Source organism: Hymenobacter aerophilus DSM 13606, assembly GCF_000382225.1.
Taxonomy (GTDB): Bacteria; Bacteroidota; Bacteroidia; order Cytophagales; family Hymenobacteraceae; genus Hymenobacter; species Hymenobacter aerophilus.
On sequence record NZ_KB907804.1, the window covers coordinates 164,434 to 184,344 of the forward strand.

A 19,911-nucleotide genomic window follows, 5' to 3' on the forward strand; every position below is an offset into this window, starting at 1 on the left:
GCTCCTCCAGACGTTCAAAAAGAACCCAACCCTTAGAATGACCAAACCCAACAAAGTCCTCATCCTCGGTTCCGGCGCGCTCAAAATTGGCGAGGCCGGCGAGTTCGATTATTCCGGCTCGCAGGCGCTCAAGGCGCTCAAGGAGGAAGGCATCCGCACCGTGCTCATCAACCCCAACATTGCCACCGTGCAGACGTCGGAGGGCATGGCCGACGACGTGTACTTCCTGCCCGTGACGCCCTACTTCGTCGAGCAGGTCATCCAGAAAGAGCAGCCCGATGGCATTCTGGTGGCTTTTGGCGGCCAGACGGCCCTGAACTGCGCCGTGGCCCTGTACCGGGCCGGTGTGTTCGAGCGCTACGGCGTGCAGGTGCTGGGCACGCCCGTGCAGGCCATCATCGACACCGAGGACCGGGAGATTTTCAAGGAGAAGCTCGACCAGATTGGCGTGCTCTCGGCCCGCAGCGTGGCCTGCACCTCCCTGGAGGAGGCCCTGGCCGCCGGCCAGACCATCGGCTTTCCCATCATCGTGCGGGCCGCCTTTGCGCTGGGCGGGCTGGGCAGCGGCTTTGCCAATAACCTGGACGAGCTGCGGGCCGTGGTGCAACAGGCCTTCACCACGTCCGACCAGGTGCTGGTGGAGGAGTCGCTCAAGGGCTGGAAGGAAGTGGAGTACGAGGTGGTGCGCGATGCGTATGACAACTGCATCACGGTCTGCAACATGGAGAACTTCGACCCCATCGGCATCCACACCGGCGAGAGCATCGTGGTGGCCCCCTCGCAGACGCTCAGCAACCGCGAGTACCACAAGCTGCGCTCTATCGGCATCCAGACCATCCGGCACCTGGGCATTGTGGGCGAGTGCAACATCCAGTACGCGCTCGACCCCGCCTCGGAAGACTACCGCGTGATTGAGGTCAACGCCCGCCTGTCGCGCTCCTCGGCCCTGGCCTCGAAGGCCACGGGCTACCCGCTGGCCTTCGTGGCGGCCAAGCTGAGTCTGGGCTACTCGCTTTCGGAGCTCAAAAACAGCGTCACGCAGACTACCTCGGCCTTTTTCGAGCCGGCCCTGGACTACGTGGTGGTGAAGCTGCCGCGCTGGGACCTGGGCAAATTCTCGGGCGTCAACCGCCAGATTGGCTCGGCCATGAAGAGCGTGGGCGAGGTGATGGCCATCGGCAAAACGTTCGAGGAAGCCATCCAGAAAGGCCTGCGCATGCTCGATACCGGCAAGCGCGGCTTTGTGGCCAACCGCCCCGAGGAAGGGCTGGATAACGCCGCCATCGACCAGCTGCTGCGCGAGCCCAACGAGGAGCGCATCTTTGCCATCAACCAGGCGTTTGAGGCCGGCTACTCGCTGGAACAGGTGCACCAGCTCACGCGCATTGACCACTGGTTTTTGCAGCGCCTGCTGACCATTTTCCAGCTGGGCCGGCAGCTGGCCGCCGGCCGCGCCACCGGCGGGCTTGATGGGCTGGAAACCAGGCTGCTGCGCGAGGTGAAGAAGGCCGGTTTCTCCGACCAGCAGCTAGCCGTGCTGCTGCTGGGCGAGGGCGACGTGAAGGCGGACGAGCTGCGGGTGCGGGCCCGCCGCAAGGCCCTGGGTGTGCTGCCCGTTGTCAAACAGATTGACACGCTGGCGGCCGAGTTTCCGGCCCGGACCAACTACCTCTACCTCACCTACCACGGCACCGAACACGATTTGGCGCCCGAAACCGAGCAGTCCATCCTGGTGCTGGGCTCGGGCGTGTACCGCATCGGCTCATCGGTCGAGTTCGACTGGTGCGGCGTGCAGGCTGTGCAGACGGCGGCCGGGGAGGGCTACAAAACCATCCTCATCAACTACAACCCCGAAACTGTCAGCACCGACTACGACGTCTCGGACCGGCTGTATTTTGAGGAGCTGAGCTTCGAGCGGGTAATGGACGTGCTGGATTTCGAGCAGCCCGGCGGCGTTATCCTAAGCACCGGCGGCCAGATTCCCAACAACCTGGCCATGCGCCTCGAAGAAGCCGAAGCGCCTATTTTAGGCACCACGGCCGCGCACATCGATGAGGCCGAGAACCGCCACAAGTTCTCGCGCATCATGGACGAGCTGGGTATTGCCCAGCCGCGCTGGAAGGAGCTCACGTCGCTGCAGGCCATGGAGCAGTTCGTGCACGACGTGGGCTACCCCGTGCTCATCCGCCCGAGCTACGTGCTGTCGGGCGCGGCCATGAACGTGGTGTCCAACGCCTTCGAGCTGGAAGCGTTTCTGCAAACGGCCGTGGAAGTAAGCGCCGAATATCCGGTGGTGGTGTCCGAGTTCATGCAGGAAGCCAAGGAAATCGAGCTCGACGCGGTGGCCGATAAAGGAGAAATCGTGAGCTACGCCATCAGTGAGCACGTCGAGTTTGCTGGCGTGCACTCGGGCGACGCGACCATGTACTACCCCCCCCAGCGCGTGTACGTGGGCACCATCCGCAAGCTCAAACGCATTGCCGAGCAGGTGGCCCGCCGCTACGCCATCAGCGGCCCGTTCAACATCCAGTTTCTGGAGAAGAACGGCGCCATCAGCGTAATCGAGTGCAACTTGCGCGCCGCCCGCAGCTACCCCTTCGTCTCGAAGATATCGGGCAACAACCTCATCCAAAAGGCCACGCAGGTGCTGCTGGGTAAGCCCGTTGCCCGCGACGAAAGCGAGCGGGTGTACGATTTGCCCTTCGTGGGCGTGAAGGCCCCGCAGTTCTCCTTCACCCGCCTGCCCGGCGCCGACCCGGTGCTGCGCGTGGACATGGTCAGCACGGGCGAAGTGGGCTGCCTGGGCGACACGGCCGAGGAGGCGTTGCTGAAGGCCATGCTGAGCGTGGGCTACCAGATTCCGCAGAAGTCGGTGCTTATCAGCGGCGGCCCCATCACGTCGAAAGTGGCGCTGCTCTCCGTCACCCAGCTGTTGGTGCGCAAGGGCTACCAGGTGTACGCCACGCTGGGCACGCACCGTTTCTTCACCGAAAACCACGTGCCCAGCTCCCTGCTCTACTGGCCCGACGAGCTGCAGGAGCCCAACGTGCTGACGTATCTGAAGGAGAAGAAAATCGACCTGGTCATCAACATTCCCAAGAACCTGAGCAAGGGCGAGCTGGACAACGACTACACCATCCGCCGCGCCGCGGTGGATTCGGGGGTGGGCCTGCTGACCAACGCGCGGCTGGCCAAGGCCTTCATCAAGGCCTTCTGCACGCTGGAAATGAAGGATTTGAAGATCAAGAGCTGGGGGGAATATCGGGCGATGTAGTGACGCATATTTACGTCTCGTCGTTGAACACTATGAAAATATGAATCTCTCTCATCTTAAAGCCGCTTGGGAAAAGGCTCATATCAGGGCTGCCCGACCGGCCAGTCGGGCCGAAATCCGTGCTTTTGAAAGAAAGTACAGCGTACAACTTCCGAAAGATATGTTCGACTACTTCAAACTGGTTAATGGAATGATGGACGGAGAAACTGACAATGAGCTATTCGCTTTCTATTCTTTGGATAAGCTCGAAACAGTTGTCAATAAGTTTAGCGACTGGCACGGAATACCCAAATACAGCGACGCCTTAACCACTCTTGATAGGCCAGAAACCCTTTTTTTGTTTTCGGACTACTTCATTCATCTTGAGGCCTTTGCTATTCGACTGGATAAGTCAAGTATTCTCAATAACCATGTTTATGCTATATGCGGCGGAATGTATCAGGTTGTAGCAGTGTCATTCTCAGCATTCATTGATTTATACCTGCAAGATTCTGAGGCGTTGATTATTTGACTTCGGATTCAGCAGCCTATTCTCACTCAGCTCTCACATTACCCCATGAAAAACTTCACCTCCTTCGCCGATGCCGGCGACTATAAAGCCCTGTTGCAGCAAGCCCTCGAAATCAAGGCCAACCCGTACGGCTACCAGCACATCGGGCGCAACAAAACCGTCGGGCTCATCTTCTTCAACCCCAGTTTGCGCACCCGGCTTAGCTCGGTGAAGGCGGCCTACAACCTGGGCGCGCAAGCCTGGGTGCTCAACGCCGGCACCGATTCGTGGACACTGGAAACGGCTGACGGCGCCGTGATGGATGGCTCGACCCAGGAGCACATCAAGGAGGCCATTGCCGTGATGAGCCAGTATTGCGACGTGCTGGGCGTGCGCACCTTCCCCACGCTCACCGACCGTGAGGCCGACTACGGCGAGGTGTTCTTCAACAAGATTCTCTCCTACGCCACGGTGCCCGTCATCAGCCTCGAAAGCGCCACGTTGCACCCGCTGCAAAGCTTCACCGACCTGCTGACGGTGGCCGAAACCAAGCAGCAGGAGCGCGTGAAAGTGGTGCTCACCTGGGCCCCGCACGTGCGCGCCCTGCCCCAGTGCGTGCCTAACTCGTTCTGCGACTGGTTCACCGATATCGACTGGGTTGATTTGGTCATCACCCACCCCGAGGGCTACGAGTTGGACCCCAAATTCACCCGCGGCGCCCGCATCGAGTACGACCAGCACAAAGCCCTGGCCGGCGCCGACTACGTGCAGGCCAAGAACTGGAGCAGCTACCACGACTACGGCCAGGTGCTGAGTACCGACCCCTCTTGGATGCTGACAGCTGAGCACATGGCTGGCACCAACGATGCGAAATTCCTGCACTGCCTGCCCGTGCGCCGCAACGTGGAAGTGTCGGATGCCGTGCTCGATTCGCCCAATTCGCTTATCATTCAGGAGGCCGGCAACCGCACGTTCGCCATGCAAACCGTGCTACACGAGCTGCTTAAATAAGTTGTTCTGACGTGGCGCCTCACCCCCCCGGCCCCCTCTCCTCAACAGGAGAGGGGGTGCGTTCAACGGCCACGCACGCCATCAACCAAACGAGCCGACGTGGCTCCCCCTCTCCTGTTAAGGAGAGGGGGCCGGGGGGTGAGGCGCACGCGAAGGGCGACGATGCCTTGCCTTTTTACCCCTAGCTTTGCGGCAATGCTCGTATTGCCCGCTTCCGCCCGCTTCCCGCTTGCCCTGTTGTTGATTTGCTGCCTGCTGATCGGCCTGCCCCAAATGGGGCGCGCCCAGGACGCCGGGGTGCCGCCCAAGCGGGAGCTGCGGGGCGTGTGGATTGCCACCGTGGAGAACATCGACTGGCCCAGCAGCCGCAACCTAAGCCCCGAGCAGCAGCGCCGCGAGTACCGCCGGATTCTGGACGACCACCAGCGCACGGGCATCAACGCCGTGTTTGTGCAGGTGCGGCCCGCCTCCGATGCCTTCTATGCCAGCCAGTTGGAGCCCTGGAGCAAGTGGCTGACCGGCACCCAGGGCAAGGCCCCCGCGCCCTACTACGACCCGCTGCCCTTCCTGATTGAGGAGGCCCACAACCGCGGTATGGAGTTCCACGCCTGGTTCAACCCGTACCGGGCTACCATGGACACGCTCACGCGCCGGCTCGCGCCCAACCACCCGTTCCGGCAGCACCCCGAGTGGTTTCTGCGGTTTTCGGGCAAGCTGCTCTACAACCCCGGCCTGCCCGAAGTGCGCGCCTACATCAATCGCGTGATTATGGACGTGGTACGCCGCTACGACATCGACGGGGTGCATTTCGACGATTACTTCTACCCGTATCCGGAGGCCCGGAAGGTGATTGAGGACCAGGACGCCTTCGCCCGCTTCAACCCCGACAACCTAAAGCTGGCCGACTGGCGCCGCCAGAACGTGAACCTGCTCATCCGCGACCTGCATGACTCCATTCGCAGCACCAAGCGCTGGGTGAAGTTCGGCATCTCGCCCTTCGGCGTGTGGCGCAACCAGCGCACCGACCCCAACGGCTCCGACACCCGCGCCTTCGAGGGCTACGATGGTCTGTACGCCGACGCGCTGGAATGGACCCGCCAGGGCTGGGTGGATTACGTGCTGCCCCAACTGTACTGGAGCACCGGCTTCGCGGTGGCCCGCTACCCCACGCTGGTGGAATGGTGGGCCCGCAACGCCAATGGCCGCCATGTGTACATCGGCCACGGCGCCTACCGGATGCTCGAAAACACCAAGGCCGACACCGTGTGGCGCAACCCGCGCGAGCTGCCCCGGCAGGTGCGCCTGAACCGCACGTTCCCATCGGAGCTGCAGGGCAGCGTGTTCTTTAGCTCGAAGTCGCTCATGGCCAACCCGCTGCGCACCACCGATTCGTTGCGCCAGCACGAGTTCCGCTACCCGGCCCTGCCGCCCACCATGCCCTGGATTGACGCCGTGCCGCCGCTACCACCCCAGCGCCTGACCCTCACGGCCAGCGCCGCCGCCAACGTGCTGACGTGGCAGCCCGCCCCCACGGCCCCCGACGGTGACCGGGCCGCCTACTACGCCCTCTACCGCTTCACGCCCGAGCAAACGCCCCGCCCCGACGACCCACGCAACCTGCTGGCCCTCGTGCGCCCGCGCCCCGGCACCGGCCTCGTGTTCGCCGACACCACGGCCCGCCCCGGCGAGGCCTACGCCTACTACCTCACCGCTCTCGACCGCCTGCACAACGAAAGCCGCCCCGTGTGGGTGCGCACCACCGGCCGCGCTGCCGAGGTCATCGTGGCTCAGGCCCCGCCCGAACCCACGCCCACGCCGGCTCCCGAGCCCGTAACGCCGCCGGCACCTCAGCCGGCTGTCCCGCCCGTTGCCCCAGCCCCACGCCCACCGGTTGCACGGCCCGCGCCTACTGCCCCGGCTCCCACGAAAGTCAAGGTGAAAACCAAAAGCAAAAAGCGCGGTGGCTTCTTCGAACGCATCTTCGGCGGCCGGCGGTAGCTATTTTGAACTGTTAGCTGAAAGCTATTAGCTGGTAGCTTTTGTGCAGGAAATCATGTTATTCCACGTGAAAAAAGGCTCTGCACCCTATTGAGTGCGGAGCCTTTTCCGTTTTACAGCTAACAGCTAACAGCTAACAGCTAACTACAGGGCCTTTACAGTCAGCGTCAGGGCTACATCGGTCGTTGAGGTGCGGTTGATGCCGGTGACGGTGAAGATGGCATACTGGTCGAGTTCGCGCAGGCGGGCGATGATAACGTCGCCAACTACCACGTTGTCGAGTTGGGCTACCTGGTTGGCGGCGGCCGTGGCCTGGTAGAGCTGGCGGATGCTGCTGAGCGTGGCGTCGGCGTAAGCGGCTGGGCCGCCCTTGGCTATCCGTACAAACTTGGTGGTATTAAGGGCCTGCAGGCGCACGGCGTTGCCGGCTGTACTGGTAATGGCTACGTCTTTGGCTGTTACAGGCTCCGCGGCAGCCACCGGGGCGAAAGTCGTCAGGTCGAAGGCCGCCAGGTCGCCGCCGGTGGTGCCAGTGTAGCTAAGCGTGGCGGTGCGGGCCGCCGCCAGGGGCGTAGCGGCCACTGGCGTAATGGCCGGAGCCGTGGCCGAGGCCGACCGGAAGCTGGCCGCCAGCGGCGGGTTGCGGTCCTGAAAGCGGCTCTTGGCCTCAAAACGAAATACAACGGGCTGGCCCGCGCTACCGGCTGGTAGGGCCACATCCACGTTTACGGTGGTGGCGGCCCCGCTTTGGGTACCGGCTACCGGCACGCGTTGGCGGGCAAAGCGCCGCTCGGCCGCCGTGCCCACCTGCACGTAGGTAATCAGGCTGTCGATATTACTGTAGAGCGTGCCAGCGGCCGTGAGGGAAGAAGCCGCGTTGATGCCGCCCTCGTTGAGCAGCACCGGAAAGCGCACCACGTCGCCGGGAGCTGGGGCAGCCCCCACGGGCAGCGTTACGTTGCTGGAGGCTTTCAGGCTGATGGTAGGCGTGGCTTCGGCCAGCCGGAAGCTGAAGCTGCGGTCCTTGGTCTGGCCATTGTCGCTCACCAGCACGGCGTCCACCTTCACGTTGGCTTTGTTGGCGCCGGCCGGAACCGTGTAGTTCACCACCAGCGTATCGCTCTGGCGGATGCGCGAGAAGGCCGCCGAATACGGAATAGTGCGCACCAGCGTCGAGTCGCGGCCGGGCTCCACTTTCTGGTACAGCCGGATTTCCTTCAGCGGGGCACTCTGGGGCGCGAAGCGCAGCTCGAACTGCACTACCTCGCCCGTGGCGTACTTGGAGGCCGTGCCCAGGGCGTTGGCCGTGAAGGTGGGCAGCTGGGCCCCGACTTCGGAATAGTACGTATCCAGCTCCTTCTCGCAGCTGCTCAGCAGCAGCACCGCCGCCAGCGGCAGCAGCCGGACCGGGCGGGAAAACAAGGATGTAGGGTTCATATCAGCAGGGAAAATAGCGAGGAGAAAATAGGGGAGGGCCGGTTATCCGGAAAAGCCCGGCCCGGACAGTTAGCGGACCGCTGACCTTAGGGCCGGTCGAACCACAGGGGCTTGCCGATGTACTCGTCGTTGGTGGTGGCGCCGGCTTCGGCAAACTGGCGGGCCACTTCCTCGGGGTTGTACAGGGTTTCGGTGGCGCCCGGCAGCAGGCGGCGCGGGAAGCGCAGCTTGGGGTCGGGGTTGGCCGACAGAACCGGGTTTACGCTGTTGCCGGTGGGATACTGGAAGTTCACGTACACGTCGGAGTTGAAATCGTAGCGCCGCATATCAGTCCACGACTCGGGATTGAGGAATAGGGCAATGTACTTCTGCTCCATGATGGCGCGGGGCACAGCGGGGTTGGCAGACGAGGCCAGCTGCTCGGGCGTCTGGGCCACGGCGGCGCTGTTCAGGTAAGCCGTAATCTGGGCCGGCGTGATAGTGGGGAACGTCACGGCTGGCGCGGCAAAGGTGCCGCCTACCCCAATTTTGGTCATGTGCGCCCGGATTCCCTCCTTGTAGGCCATCAGGGCCCGGGCCTTGTTGCCGGCCTTGAAGGCGGCTTCGGCCTCAATGAACTTGAGCTCGTGGTAGGTAATCACCTCGAAGTAGCCCAGGTCGCGGGCGTACCAGCTGGCGTAAAAATCGGTGATGGTGCTGCCCGGCGTGAGGTTGGTGCCGGCCGGCGTGCCCGCGCCGGGAGCTGCCCCGGTGCTGGTAGTGGGCGCCATAATGCCGAAGCGCGGGTCGGTTACGCCCGGGAAGGTGGTGCCGTCGAGGTAGTCGATGAAGTTGTTCGAGAACGTGGCGGAGCCAAAGTTGGCGCGGGTGGTACCGAAGATGTTGGTAGTGTTCACCAACGGAGCCACGGCCGTCTGGAACTGTAGCTGGGCATCGTCGGCGGTGCTCGTAAAGCTCTTGTCTACCAGGGCTAGCACGGCGTTGGGGTCGTAGCTGGCCTTTTTGGTGAGGTGGTTGAGCTGCCGGGCCTTGAGCGAGTAGGCCAGCCGCACCCACTTATCCTTGTCTCCCTTATACAGAATGTCGCCACTCTCGCTGGGTGAACTGCTGTAGAAAGCGCGCTTGTTTTCGCTCGCGGGCTTGTTCATCTCCACAATACCCTCATCAAGCAGCTGGTTGATGGTGGCGTAGAGCTGCTCCTGCGAATCGTACTTGGGCTTGAAGTTGGCCCCGCCCTGGTAGGCCTCCGAGTAGGGCACGTCGCCCATCATGTCGGTGAGGTGGGCCAGAATCAGGGCCTGCATAATCTTGCCCGCGCCCACGTAGTACGCCGAGCCCTCGGCCTCGGCCGCCTTTATCATGGGCGGAATGTTGCCGCCCGACTGGAAGTAGGAGTAGTTGAACGTGTTGGTGCTCTGAGCGTTGGTGAAGCGGTACTGGTCGTTGCCGCCGCTGTTCACGGTGCGGCTCACAATGTACTGCTCGATGTAGGGCGTGCGCAGACTGGTGAACATCTGCGTTTGAATGCCGTTGCTGATGATGTTGGGCAGCAGGAAGTTGGGCGTAGTATCGGAGGGGTTGTTGGGGTTGTCGTTCACGTCGAGGAAACTCTCGCACGAACTCAACGCCCCGGCGCCACCCACAAGTAGCCCCAGAAACAGAAGATACTTTTTCATCGGTTTAAGCAAATTAGTAGCGGTTAGCTGATGGCTATTAGCTGTTAGCTTTAACTGCTGGCCGGGCTTCTGCGGGAACATTCCACGGAAAAGCTAACGGCTAACAGCTAACAGATCAAGATTAAAATGTCACGCGCAGGCCCATGTCCACGCCGCGGGTGGCGGGCACGTTGCCGTAGTCGAAGCCGTTGGAGCCGCCGCCGCGCACGCCCGAGCCGGAAGCTGCCGTTTCGGGGTCGGCACCGCTGTACTTGGTGAGCAGCAGCAGGTTGCGGCCGGTTACGTTCAGCTCCAGCCCCTTGATGACGCCGGTGCGCTCGAGCAGCGCGGCCGGCAGCGCGTAGCTGAGCGTGGCGTAGCGCAGGCGCGTCCAGGAGGCATCCTCAATGTAGGGCGTGCCCACAGCACCCAGAATGTTCTGGTAGTAGCCCTGGGTTAGCTCGGCGGGGCGGGTGTTGGGCGAGTAGCTGCCGTCGGCGTTGGTCACCACGCCATCAAACACCACTTCCTTGTAGCGTTCGGCCGTGCGGGGCCCGGTGCCGGTGGTGGTGCTGTAGAGGTCGTTACCGTTCACCACTTTACCGCCCACCCGGAAGTCAAGCAGGAAGCTCAGCCCCAGGCCCTTGTAGCTGAACGTGTTGGTGAACTGGGTGGTAAAGCGCGGGGCCCGGTTGCCCACGTAGGTGAAGGTGGTGCCCGGAATGGGGTAGCCGGTAGTGGGGTTGATGAGCAGCTTCCCGTAATCGGGGCTGTTGGGGTTGGTTACGCGCTGGAAGTCGTAGGCCGCAATGCCCGTAATCGGCCGCCCCAGAAAGGCGCCGCCCTGGTGCACGTTGGTAATAAAGGCATCCGACTGGAACACCACCGTCAGCGGGAAGGGCAGCGACTCGGTTTTGTTGGTGTTGTGGTAGAAGTTGGCCAGAATATCCCAGTTGAAGCCCGAGGCCGAGCGGATGGGCGAGCCGTTGAGCGTGATTTCCTGGCCTTCGTTGGTCACCACGCCGCCGTTGATGTACTGCAGAATAAAGCCCGTGGCCTGGCTTACGCGCGGGGCAATCAGCTGGTCGCTGGTGCGCGAGAAGTAGTAGTTGAAATCGAGACCCAGCCGGTTTTTAAGGAACTGCAGGTTGATGCCGGCCTCGTAGGAACGGGTCTGCTCGGGCTTGAGCAGGGGGTTGGAACCGAAGAAGTCGTTGCGCGAGCCGCCCCCGATGTAGGTGTTGGTCGTCAGCGGCGACTGCACCCGGTAGGGGCCCGTGTCGCGGCCCACCTGGGCCACCGAGGCCCGCAGCTTGCCGTAGTTGAGGATGTTGTTCTGCTCCAGGCCCAGCGTGCGGGTAAACTCGTAGCCCAGCGCCGCCGAGCCGTAGCCGAATCCCTTACCGAAAATCTTGCCCTCATCAGGCCGCGGCAGCGTTGAGGAGCGGTCGTAGCGGCCCTGCAATTCCACTGTCACCTGGTCGAGGAACGTGGCGCTGAGCTGGGCAAAGTTGCCAATCAGCCGCCGCATGGCCACGCGTTGCAGCGCGCCCCGGTTCACGGTGTTATTGATGCTGATAAAGTCCGGGTTCTGAAAAATCAGGCCTGTGTAGTCCACCGCTTCGTCGCGGCTGTGCTCAATGGTGTTGCCCAGCACCAGCGAGCCGCGCAGGTTTTCGCTGAACGTGTGCCGGAACGAGGCCAGGGTGGTAGCCGTAATCAGCCGGTTCAGGTCCACGGTTTCGGCAATGCCGCCGTTCTGGTTGCCCACCTGCGAAGTGCCCACCGCCCGCACCGAAGTCGAGTGCGTGCTGGCTACGTCGGTGCCGATGTTGTGGCTCAGCGTCAGGAAGGGCAGCACCTTGAAGTTGAGCTGGGTGTTGCCCAAAAAGCGGTTGGTGCGGTCGGTTTGGGGGTTGAAGCGGGCCGACCAGTAGGGGTTGTCGGCGTCGGCGTCGGTGCCGTTGTTGGGCGGCAGCAGGCGGCGGCGGGTGCCGTCGGCATTCAGGTAGTTGCGGGCGTCGTCGTTGCCGGGCCAGTTCAGCAAGCTCAGCAGAAAGCCGCCCGTCGAGCCATACAGGCCCGGCCCCTGCAGGGTGCGCCGCCCGCCCGAGTTCAGGTACTGGGCCGACGCCGAAACATCAAACTTGGGTGAGAGCTGGGCCGTGCCCGACAGGCGCACCGTGGTTTTATCGTACTTGTTTTCGGGCGTCACACCGCTCTGGTCGAGCCGCGAGGCCGATACGAAAAACGTGGCCTTCTCGGTGCCGCCCGACATATTCAGGAAGTTCTGGAAGGCGTAGCCCTTCTCAAAGAAGTTCTCCACGTTGTCGTACCGCGGCTGGCCCGGCGTAAAGCGTGGCCCCCACGAGTTGCGGGTAGTGGCATCGAACACGCCGCCCGAGCCCTGCTGGTACTGGTCCTGGGTTTTGGGCAGCCGGTTCACCTCATCCACCGAAAACTGCGTGCGGTAGCTGATGGTGGTGCGGCCGGCGGTGCCTTTTTTGGTGGTGATAACCACAGCCCCGTTGGCGGCGCGCAGGCCGTAGAGGGCGGCGGCGGCCGGGCCTTTCAGCACCGTCATGCTGGCAATATCTTCGGGGTTGAGGTCGCCGGCGCGGTTGGGCGTGCCCACCGAGCGGCCCAGCAGGCCGTTGAACTGCGAGCCCCCGCCCGGCGCCGTGCTCTCCTGAAACGACGAGTTGTCCATAATCATCCCGTCGATGATGAACAGCGGCTGGTTGTCGCCGTCGAGCGAGGTGCCGCCCCGGATGACGATGGCCGTGCCCTCGCCCGGCGAGCCGCCCGAGGAGGTGATGTTGACGCCCGCCACCTTGCCCTGCAGCGCGTTCACGATGTTGGTCTGGCGCGAGTCGATGATGTCCTTGGCCTTCACCTCCTGCACCGCCGTCACGATGTCGCGCCGGTCCTGGGCAATGTTGTAGCCGGTAATCACCACATCGTTGAGGGCCGTGGTGTTCTCCTTGAGGGCAATGCTGATAGGCCCTTCGCCGGCCTCCACGGCCCGCTCCTGCGTGGTGTAGCCGATAAAGCTGAACGAGAGCGTGCTGCCAACGGGCGCCGCTACCGAGAAGCGGCCTTCCACGTCGGTGGTGGCGCCAATGGTGGTTCCCTTTACGAGCACTGTTACGCCGGGCAGTGGCGAGCGGTCGAGGGCGGCCGTCACGACGCCCGTGACGGTGCGTTGCGCCGGGGTTTGAGCCCGAACCGCCTGCGGTGCCAGGGCCAGCGCGGCCCCCAGCGCGGGGGCCAGCCAGTAGAGTTTCTGCATGGTGAAGGGAGAAGAGAGGTGGGAAAATAGCGCCGCCACCGGCTAAAGCAGGCTGATGTACTGGATATAAAAGGCCCGGATAAAGCGGTCCGAGCGGCCTGTAAGGGTACGAATATGCTGATAAAGTTGAAAAAGGACTAGGTTTAGCCAAAGTATATTGTTCGGCTGCCCGGCCAGCGGCTACCCGGCCGGCGGGCTACGGCAGGCCGCGCCCGGTATCAGCCGCCGCCGGCCGCTGGTCTTTTCTCTGTTCACCATGACAACTGCCACCACCCAGGCTGCTCTCGAAACCACTGGCGCCCAGCCGCTGGCCGAGGCCTCACAGCCGGCCCGCCTCATCAGCCTCGACGTGTTCCGGGGCCTCACGGTGGCAGCCATGATTCTGGTGAACAACCCCGGCGACTGGGGCCACATCTACGCCCCGCTGGAGCATGCCAAATGGCACGGCTGCACGCCCACCGATCTGATTTTCCCGTTTTTCCTGTTCATCGTGGGCGTCAGCATCAGCTATGCCCTGAGTGCGGCCCGGCAGCAGTCGGCCACCCACGGCGCGGCCATGCTGCGGGTGCTGCGGCGGGCAGCCGTGCTGTTCGGGCTGGGGCTGCTGATGGCGCTCTACCCGAAGTTCGAATTGGCCACGGTGCGCATTCCGGGGGTGCTGGCGCGCATTTCGTGGGTGTTTCTGGCCTGCGGAATCCTGTTCCTGAAAACCAGCCGCCGCCAGCAACTCGGGCTGCTGGTGCTGTTGCTGGTGGGCTACAACGGGCTGCTGCAGCTCGTGCCGGTGCCCGGTTTCGGCCCGGCCAACCTTCAGCCCGAAACCAACCTCGGCGCCTGGCTCGACCGGGCGGTGTTCAGCGAAGCGCACCTCTGGAAGCAAAGCCGCACCTGGGACCCCGAGGGCCTGCTGGGCACGCTGCCGGCCATTGCCACCGGCCTGCTCGGGATGCTGACGGGCCAGCTGCTGCGCCGCCGCGAGCTGGAGCCGGCTGTGCGGGTGGCCCAACTGTTTGTGGCCGCCACCGGCCTTATCGTGGCGGGACTCATCTGGAATGCGTGGTTTCCCATCAACAAAAGCCTCTGGACCAGCTCTTACGTGCTCTACACCGGCGGGCTGGCCACGGCCGCGCTGGCGCTGCTCTACTGGCTCTGCGACGTGCAGGGCCACCGCGGCTGGTGGACGACCGTGGGCCAGGTGTACGGCGTGAATGCCATTACCGTGTTTTTCCTCTCAGGCATCGTGGCCAAAACGCTGGGCGCTATCAAGGTCACAGCCGCCAACGTGTCGCTCAAAACCTGGCTCTACAACACATTCTTCACGCCCTATTTCAGCCCCGTCAACGCCTCGCTGGCCGGGGCGCTGGTGTGTGTGCTCATCTGGTTTGGCGTGCTGTGGCTGATGTACCGCAAAGGCGTTATCATCAAGGTATGATTTAGGGAATGAGTTGATAGAAACCGTCTGTCAACTCATTCCCCAAACGAATACCCCGCGAAATCCTCGCGCAACTGGGTTTTGCGGATTTTGCCAGTGGCCGTGTGGGGCAGCTCGTCCACGAATTCCACGGCCTCGGGCACCCACCACTTGGCCACTTTGCCTTCGTAGAACGCCAGCAGCTCCTCGGCTGAAACTGCCATACCGGGCCGGCGCACGACCACCAGCAGCGGCCGCTCGCTCCATTTGGGGTGGGGGCGGCCAATCACGGCGGCTTCGGCCACGGCGGGGTGGCCCACGGCCAGGTTTTCCAGCGCGATGCTCGAAATCCACTCGCCGCCCGACTTTATCACGTCCTTGCTGCGGTCGGTTATCTGCATGAAGCCGGCCGCATCGATGGTGGCCACGTCGCCGGTGCTGAACCAGCCGTCGGGCGTGAGCTGGCCGGGCTCGTCGGTGCCGAAGTAGTCGGCTACCACCCAGGCGCCGCGCACCAGCAGGTCGCCGAAGGCCACGCCGTCGTGGGGCAGCTCCTGGCCGGCGTCGTCCACAATCTTCATATCCACCCCGTAAATCACGCGGCCCTGCTTGGCCAGCAACTCCGCTTGCTCGGCGGCGCTCAGGCCCAGCTGCTGGGGCTTGAGGGTGCTCACGGTGCCGAGGGGCGAGGTTTCGGTCATGCCCCAGGCGTGGCGGATTTCCACATTCAGCTCGTCGCCAAAGGCCTTTAGTAGCGCCGGCGGGCAGGCCGCGCCGCCCACAATCATCTTGCGCAGCGTACTGAACTGCAATTCCTTGTCGCGCATAAAGGCCAGCAGCCCCAGCCAGATGGTAGGCACACCGGCCGAAAACGTCACGCCTTCCTGCTCGAACAGCTCGTAAAGGCTGGCCGCATCCAGCCCCGGGCCGGGCAGCACCAGCTTGCAGCCTAACATGGGGGCGAGATACGGAATGCCCCAGGCATTGACGTGGAACATGGGCACGACGGGCAAAATCACGTCGCGGGCCGAGCAATTGAAGCAGTCGGGCAGGCCAGCGGCGAAGGTGTGCAGCAGCGTGGAACGGTGGGAGTACAGCACGCCTTTGGGCTCAGCGGTAGTGCCCGAAGTGTAGCAGAGCGAGGAAGCCGTATTCTCATCGAACTCCGGCCACGCAAACTCATCCGATTCGGCGTCGAGCAGGTCTTCGTAGCAGCGCAAATCGGGCAGCGTGGTGGTTTCGGGCATGTGGGCCCGGCCCGTCATCAGCACCCAGGCGCGCACGCCGGGGCAGCCGGGCGCCAGCTTTTCGGCCAGCGGCAAAAAGGTCAGGTCGAAGAAAATGGCTTGGTCCTGGGCGTGGCCGATGATATAGGTGAGCTGGCCGGCAAACAGGCGCGGGTTGATGGTGTGACACACCGCGCCCAGGCCCGACACGGCGTAGTACAGCTCCAGATGCCGGTGGTTGTTCCAGGCCAGCGTACCCACCCGGTCGCCGGGCTGAATGCCGAGGCGGCCCAGCACGTTGGCCAGCTGCTGGCTCCGGCGGCCCAGCCCGGCGTAGGTGTAGCGGTGCAGGCCGCCCTCGGCCAGCCGGCTCACAATCTCAGTGTCGGCGTGCCACTTTTCGGCGTGTTCGAGCAGCCCGGCAATGCGCAGGGGCTGGTGCATCATGGGTCCTACCATCGTATCGTTCCTTTAGCTTTCACGCAGTGTCTCGGGGTGGGTGACGCGGTGTCTCGCAGTGCCGTTCTTACAGGCCGTTTACCAATCGGTGCATGTGGTCTTTGAGGTGGGCGACGTTGAAGTTAATGAGCTGGCCGAGCTTCAGGCCGGAAAGCTTAAGATACGTTAGCAGCTGTTTGAAGTGGACTTCCTGCAGGGTTTCTACCGATTTGATTTCGACGATAACCTTGCCCTCAACTACTAAATCAAGCCGAAAGCCTGCTTCCATCTGCACGCCGGCATACACCATCGGCAACGCCAACTGCGTTTGTACCAGCAGCCCCACTTGGCGCAATTCATGCGCCAGCGCCACCTCATACACCGATTCCAGCAGACCCGGCCCCAGAGCCGAATGCACCTTGAAAGCGGCCTTTCTTACCTCGAAAGAAACGTCATTCTCCTGCATAGATGTAGAATGTAAGAACGACACTGCGCTACCCTGCGTCACCCACCCCGAGACACTGCGTGAAAGCTACAAAGAATTACTCCTCCACCGTCGTTTCCACCGCCGACTTCTGCCGGATGCTTTCCAGGGCCACCTGCAGCACGTTGGTGCGCACATTCATCGAGGAAATCTTGTTGTTGCGGCGCGTGGGGTTCACGCGGTTGGTGAGCACGATGCAAATCAGCTCTTCCCTGGGCTCGACCCAGAACAGGGTGCCCGTGAAGCCGGTGTGGCCGTAGCTGGCCGGCGAGGCGCTTTTGGCCGAGTTCAGGGCCGGGTTGGCGGCGGGCCGGTCGAAGCCCAGGGCCCGGCGGTTGTCGGGGCAGAACTGGCAGCGGGTGTACTCGGCCAGCGTTTCGGCCTTGATGAGCTGCTGGCCGCCATAGCGCCCGTTCCAGGCGTAGAGCTGCACGAGCTTGGCCAAATCGTTGGCCGAACCGAACAGGCCCGCGTGGCCCGAAACACCCCCGAGCAGCGCCGCGCCTTCGTCGTGTACCGTGCCGTGCAGCTGGCCGTGGCGGAAGAGCGAGTCGTACTCGGTGGGCGCGATGCGGCTGAGCGGGAAGCGCCGGGTAGGGTTAAAGCCCAGCGTGGTGGCGCCCAGCGGCCGGTACAGCTCGTCGCGCACAAATTGGTCGAGCGGCTTGCCGGAGGCCGCCTGCACGAAGCGCGGGTACATAATGAACGACAAATCGGAGTACACGTAGCCGGGCTTCTCGTTGAGCGGCGACTCGGCAATGGCCTGGGTAATCAGCGCCGGGAAGTCCTGGCGGGCCCACAGGCCGGGGCCGGCCGGCAATGGGAACCGGGCCGACGAATCGGACCGGAAGTAGCGGCGGCTCATTTCGGCGGGCTCAGTAAGCGAAACTTGGCTGGCGGCCGGGCTCTTGCCGAAGAGGCTGTTAAACAGGCCGCGAGGCTTGGTGTAGTCTTTCCAGAACGGAATCCAGGCCTTGAGGCGGGCTTGGTGGGTGAGCACGTCGCGCAGCTTGAGGTCCTGCTTGTTGGTGGCTCTGAACTCCGGGAACAGCTGGCCCAGCGTCATGTCGGGCGAGAATTTGCCTTCGTCCTGGAGCTTCATCAGGGCCGGCAGCGCGGCGCTTACCTTCGTGAGCGAGGCCAAATCGTAGAGGTCGTCGTTGCGGACCGGGCGGGCGGTGGGGCCGTAGGTGAGGGCGCCGTAGCTTTTGCGCAGCACCACCGTGCCGCGGCGGGCAATCAGCACCTCGCCGCCGGGGAAGGCCCCGGCCGCCAGCGCCCCGTTCATCACCGAGTCAACCCGGCTCTCTAAATCGTTGCTCATGCCCACGGCCTCGGGGAAGCTGTAACGCAGCCGCGTGCCGCCCGTGGTGGCCAGCCCGGCCCCGTAGCCGTAGGTGCGCGAAACGGTAACGGGCAGCTTGCCGCGGGCCGAAACGCCGCCGAAAATAGTTTCGGCGGCCACTTCCTGGGCGTTCTGGCTTTCCTGGTAAGCCAGCACCACGGCCCCGGCCCGGCTCACATCACGCAACCGCTCCACGGCGTAGGCCGTGCCGAATACGCTCACCACCAGCTGCTGACCCTTGCCGCCCAGCTCGCGCAGCAGCACGTTCATTTCGGGCGTTACGCCGAAACCGGTGGCGGGCTGGCGGCCCAGGTTGTTGACGCCCACCAGCACTAGGTTGTAGGCTTTTAGCGTTTCGCGCATCTTCATCAGCTCATCGAGCGAGGGCGCGGCGGGCAGCCAGAAGTGGCGCACCGGCGCGTAATCGGCCACCCGGCGCTGGAAATACGTGGTATCGGTGGTGCCGAGCGTGAGCGTGGCCAGCCGCAGCGTGTCGAGGCGCTGCAGCGGCAGCAGCTTTTCCTGGTTGCGCAGCACGGTTACGCTTAGCTCCGACAGCTGCCGGCTCAGGTACTGGTCGTGGGGCGTGTTGAGGTCGGCAATCAGGTTCTTTAGCTCGATGGGCCGGTAGCGGTCCAGGCCCGACCACTGTTTCAGGGCCAGCACCTTGCGGCAGCGGCGGTCGATTTCGGCCTGCGAAATCTGCCCCTTGTTGATGGCCTCGCGTACCATGCGCAGCGCCAGCGGAATATTCTCGCTGAACTCCAGAATGTCGTTACCGGCCAGCAGGGCGCGCACGTCGGCCTCGCCGGCGGGGTACTTGCTGGTCACGCCCTTCATGTTCATGGCATCGGTGAAGATGATGCCCTCGAAGCCCATTTTCTGGCGCAGCAGCCCCTCAATAATCGGCCTGGAAAGGGTGGAGGGTACGCCGGTGGTGTCGAGGGCCGGGATGTTGAGGTGGGCTACCATCATGCCGCCCAGGCCCTTCTGCATCAGCTTCCGGAACGGAAACAGCTCCAGCGTATCGAGCCGCTGCCGGTCCACGCGCAGCAGGGGCAGGGCCAGGTGCGAGTCCACGTCGGTGTCGCCGTGGCCGGGGAAGTGCTTGGCTACGGCCAGCACGCCCGCGTCCTGCATGCCCTGCATGTACTGCAGGCTCTTTTCGGTGACATTCTCGCGGTTTTCGCCCCAGCTCCGGAAGCCGATGACCGGGTTTTGGGCGTTGTTGTTGACGTCGACGACGGGCGCGAAATTGACGTGCATGCCCAGGCGCTTGAACTGCGCGGCCACCTGCCGGCCCATCTGGTAGATGGGGCCATTATCCTGCAGGCCGCCCAAACTCATCTGGAACGGAAAGCGCACCACGCTATCCAGCCGCATACCTACGCCCCATTCGGCATCCATGGCCACCAGCAGCGGCACCCGGGCCTGGGCCTGGTAGCGGTTCAGCAGCCGGCTCTGGCGCACGGGCCCGCCCTGGAAGAAAATCAGCCCCCCGATGCCGTACTTCTGAATCAGCGCCGACACCGAATCCTCATCGGCGCGGGTGCGGTTGGAGTAGGCGGCCACCATGAACAGCTGGGCCACCCGCTGGTCGGGCGTGAGCGTGGCCATCACCGAATCAACCCAGCGCGAGCTGGCCAACTGCCCCGCAAAGGGCACCGGCTGGTTCAGTGGTACGGCGGGCCGGGTGGCCGGGGCGGTGGGTTGGGCGGGGCGGGCAGCGGCGCGGCGCTGGGCCGTGGCGGGCGGGGTAATGAGCAGCAGAAGCAGCAGCGGAAGCGGCAGAAATCGGAGCACGGCGGCAGGGGTTAAGGCGCCAATTTACGCTATGCGCCCGTAGGCCG

The 19,911-nt window shown here is 63.6% G+C and carries 11 protein-coding genes; 5 read left to right on the forward strand and 6 right to left on the reverse strand.

The annotated features are described in order from the left end of the window. Positions 1–37 precede the first annotated feature (37 nt). The 4 genes from carB (at position 38) to H145_RS20115 (ending at position 6,773) form a co-directional block, all read left to right on the forward strand. Positions 38–3,274, forward strand: coding sequence for a carbamoyl-phosphate synthase (glutamine-hydrolyzing) large subunit (gene carB, locus H145_RS0105605; protein ID WP_019947159.1), 3,237 nt, complete (start codon positions 38–40; stop codon positions 3,272–3,274). Positions 3,275–3,314: 40 nt separating this feature from the next. Beyond that, complete coding sequence (locus tag H145_RS0105615) at positions 3,315–3,785, forward strand: SMI1/KNR4 family protein (protein WP_071595129.1); 471 nt, start codon at positions 3,315–3,317, stop codon at positions 3,783–3,785. A gap of 45 nt (positions 3,786–3,830) precedes the next feature. Continuing rightward, the gene (locus H145_RS0105620) at positions 3,831–4,775 is read left to right on the forward strand and encodes a Rossmann-fold NAD(P)-binding domain-containing protein (protein ID WP_019947162.1); all 945 of its coding nucleotides are present in this window, start codon (positions 3,831–3,833) and stop codon (positions 4,773–4,775) included. Positions 4,776–4,970: 195 nt separating this feature from the next. Beyond that, positions 4,971–6,773, forward strand: coding sequence for a glycoside hydrolase family 10 protein (locus H145_RS20115; protein ID WP_019947163.1), 1,803 nt, complete (start codon positions 4,971–4,973; stop codon positions 6,771–6,773). Between the two features lie 144 nt (positions 6,774–6,917). Here H145_RS20115 and H145_RS0105630 read toward each other — a convergent pair whose 3' ends face one another. From H145_RS0105630 to H145_RS0105640, 3 genes are all read right to left on the reverse strand, one after another. After that, positions 6,918–8,210, reverse strand: a complete 1,293-nt coding sequence (locus H145_RS0105630; protein ID WP_157541224.1) for a hypothetical protein — start codon at positions 8,208–8,210, stop codon at positions 6,918–6,920. A gap of 86 nt (positions 8,211–8,296) precedes the next feature. After that, on the reverse strand, positions 8,297–9,886 hold the full coding sequence (locus H145_RS0105635) for a SusD/RagB family nutrient-binding outer membrane lipoprotein (protein WP_019947165.1): 1,590 nt from the start codon (positions 9,884–9,886) through the stop codon (positions 8,297–8,299). A 121-nt stretch (positions 9,887–10,007) separates the two neighbouring features. Then, the gene (locus H145_RS0105640; protein WP_019947166.1) at positions 10,008–13,157 is read right to left on the reverse strand and encodes a SusC/RagA family TonB-linked outer membrane protein; all 3,150 of its coding nucleotides are present in this window, start codon (positions 13,155–13,157) and stop codon (positions 10,008–10,010) included. A 256-nt stretch (positions 13,158–13,413) separates the two neighbouring features. Here H145_RS0105640 and H145_RS0105645 point away from each other — a divergent pair, with 256 nt between their 5' ends. After that, positions 13,414–14,589: an acyltransferase family protein gene (locus H145_RS0105645; RefSeq protein WP_051102977.1), complete on the forward strand. Its 1,176-nt coding sequence runs from the start codon at positions 13,414–13,416 to the stop codon at positions 14,587–14,589. Positions 14,590–14,624: 35 nt separating this feature from the next. Here H145_RS0105645 and H145_RS0105650 read toward each other — a convergent pair whose 3' ends face one another. The 3 genes from H145_RS0105650 to H145_RS0105660 all read right to left on the reverse strand — a co-directional run bounded on the left by H145_RS0105650 (position 14,625) and on the right by H145_RS0105660 (position 19,864). Then, complete coding sequence (locus tag H145_RS0105650; RefSeq protein WP_026351283.1) at positions 14,625–16,253, reverse strand: 3-(methylthio)propionyl-CoA ligase; 1,629 nt, start codon at positions 16,251–16,253, stop codon at positions 14,625–14,627. 67 nt (positions 16,254–16,320) lie between these two features. Continuing rightward, entirely contained in the window at positions 16,321–16,698 is a 378-nt protein-coding gene (locus tag H145_RS0105655; RefSeq protein ID WP_019947169.1) for a GxxExxY protein, read from the reverse strand. A gap of 76 nt (positions 16,699–16,774) precedes the next feature. Then, positions 16,775–19,864 carry a glycoside hydrolase family 3 N-terminal domain-containing protein gene (locus H145_RS0105660; RefSeq protein WP_019947170.1) on the reverse strand — a complete coding sequence of 1,030 codons (3,090 nt, stop codon included), beginning with the start codon at positions 19,862–19,864 and terminating at the stop codon, positions 16,775–16,777. Between the last annotated feature and the right edge of the window lie 47 nt (positions 19,865–19,911).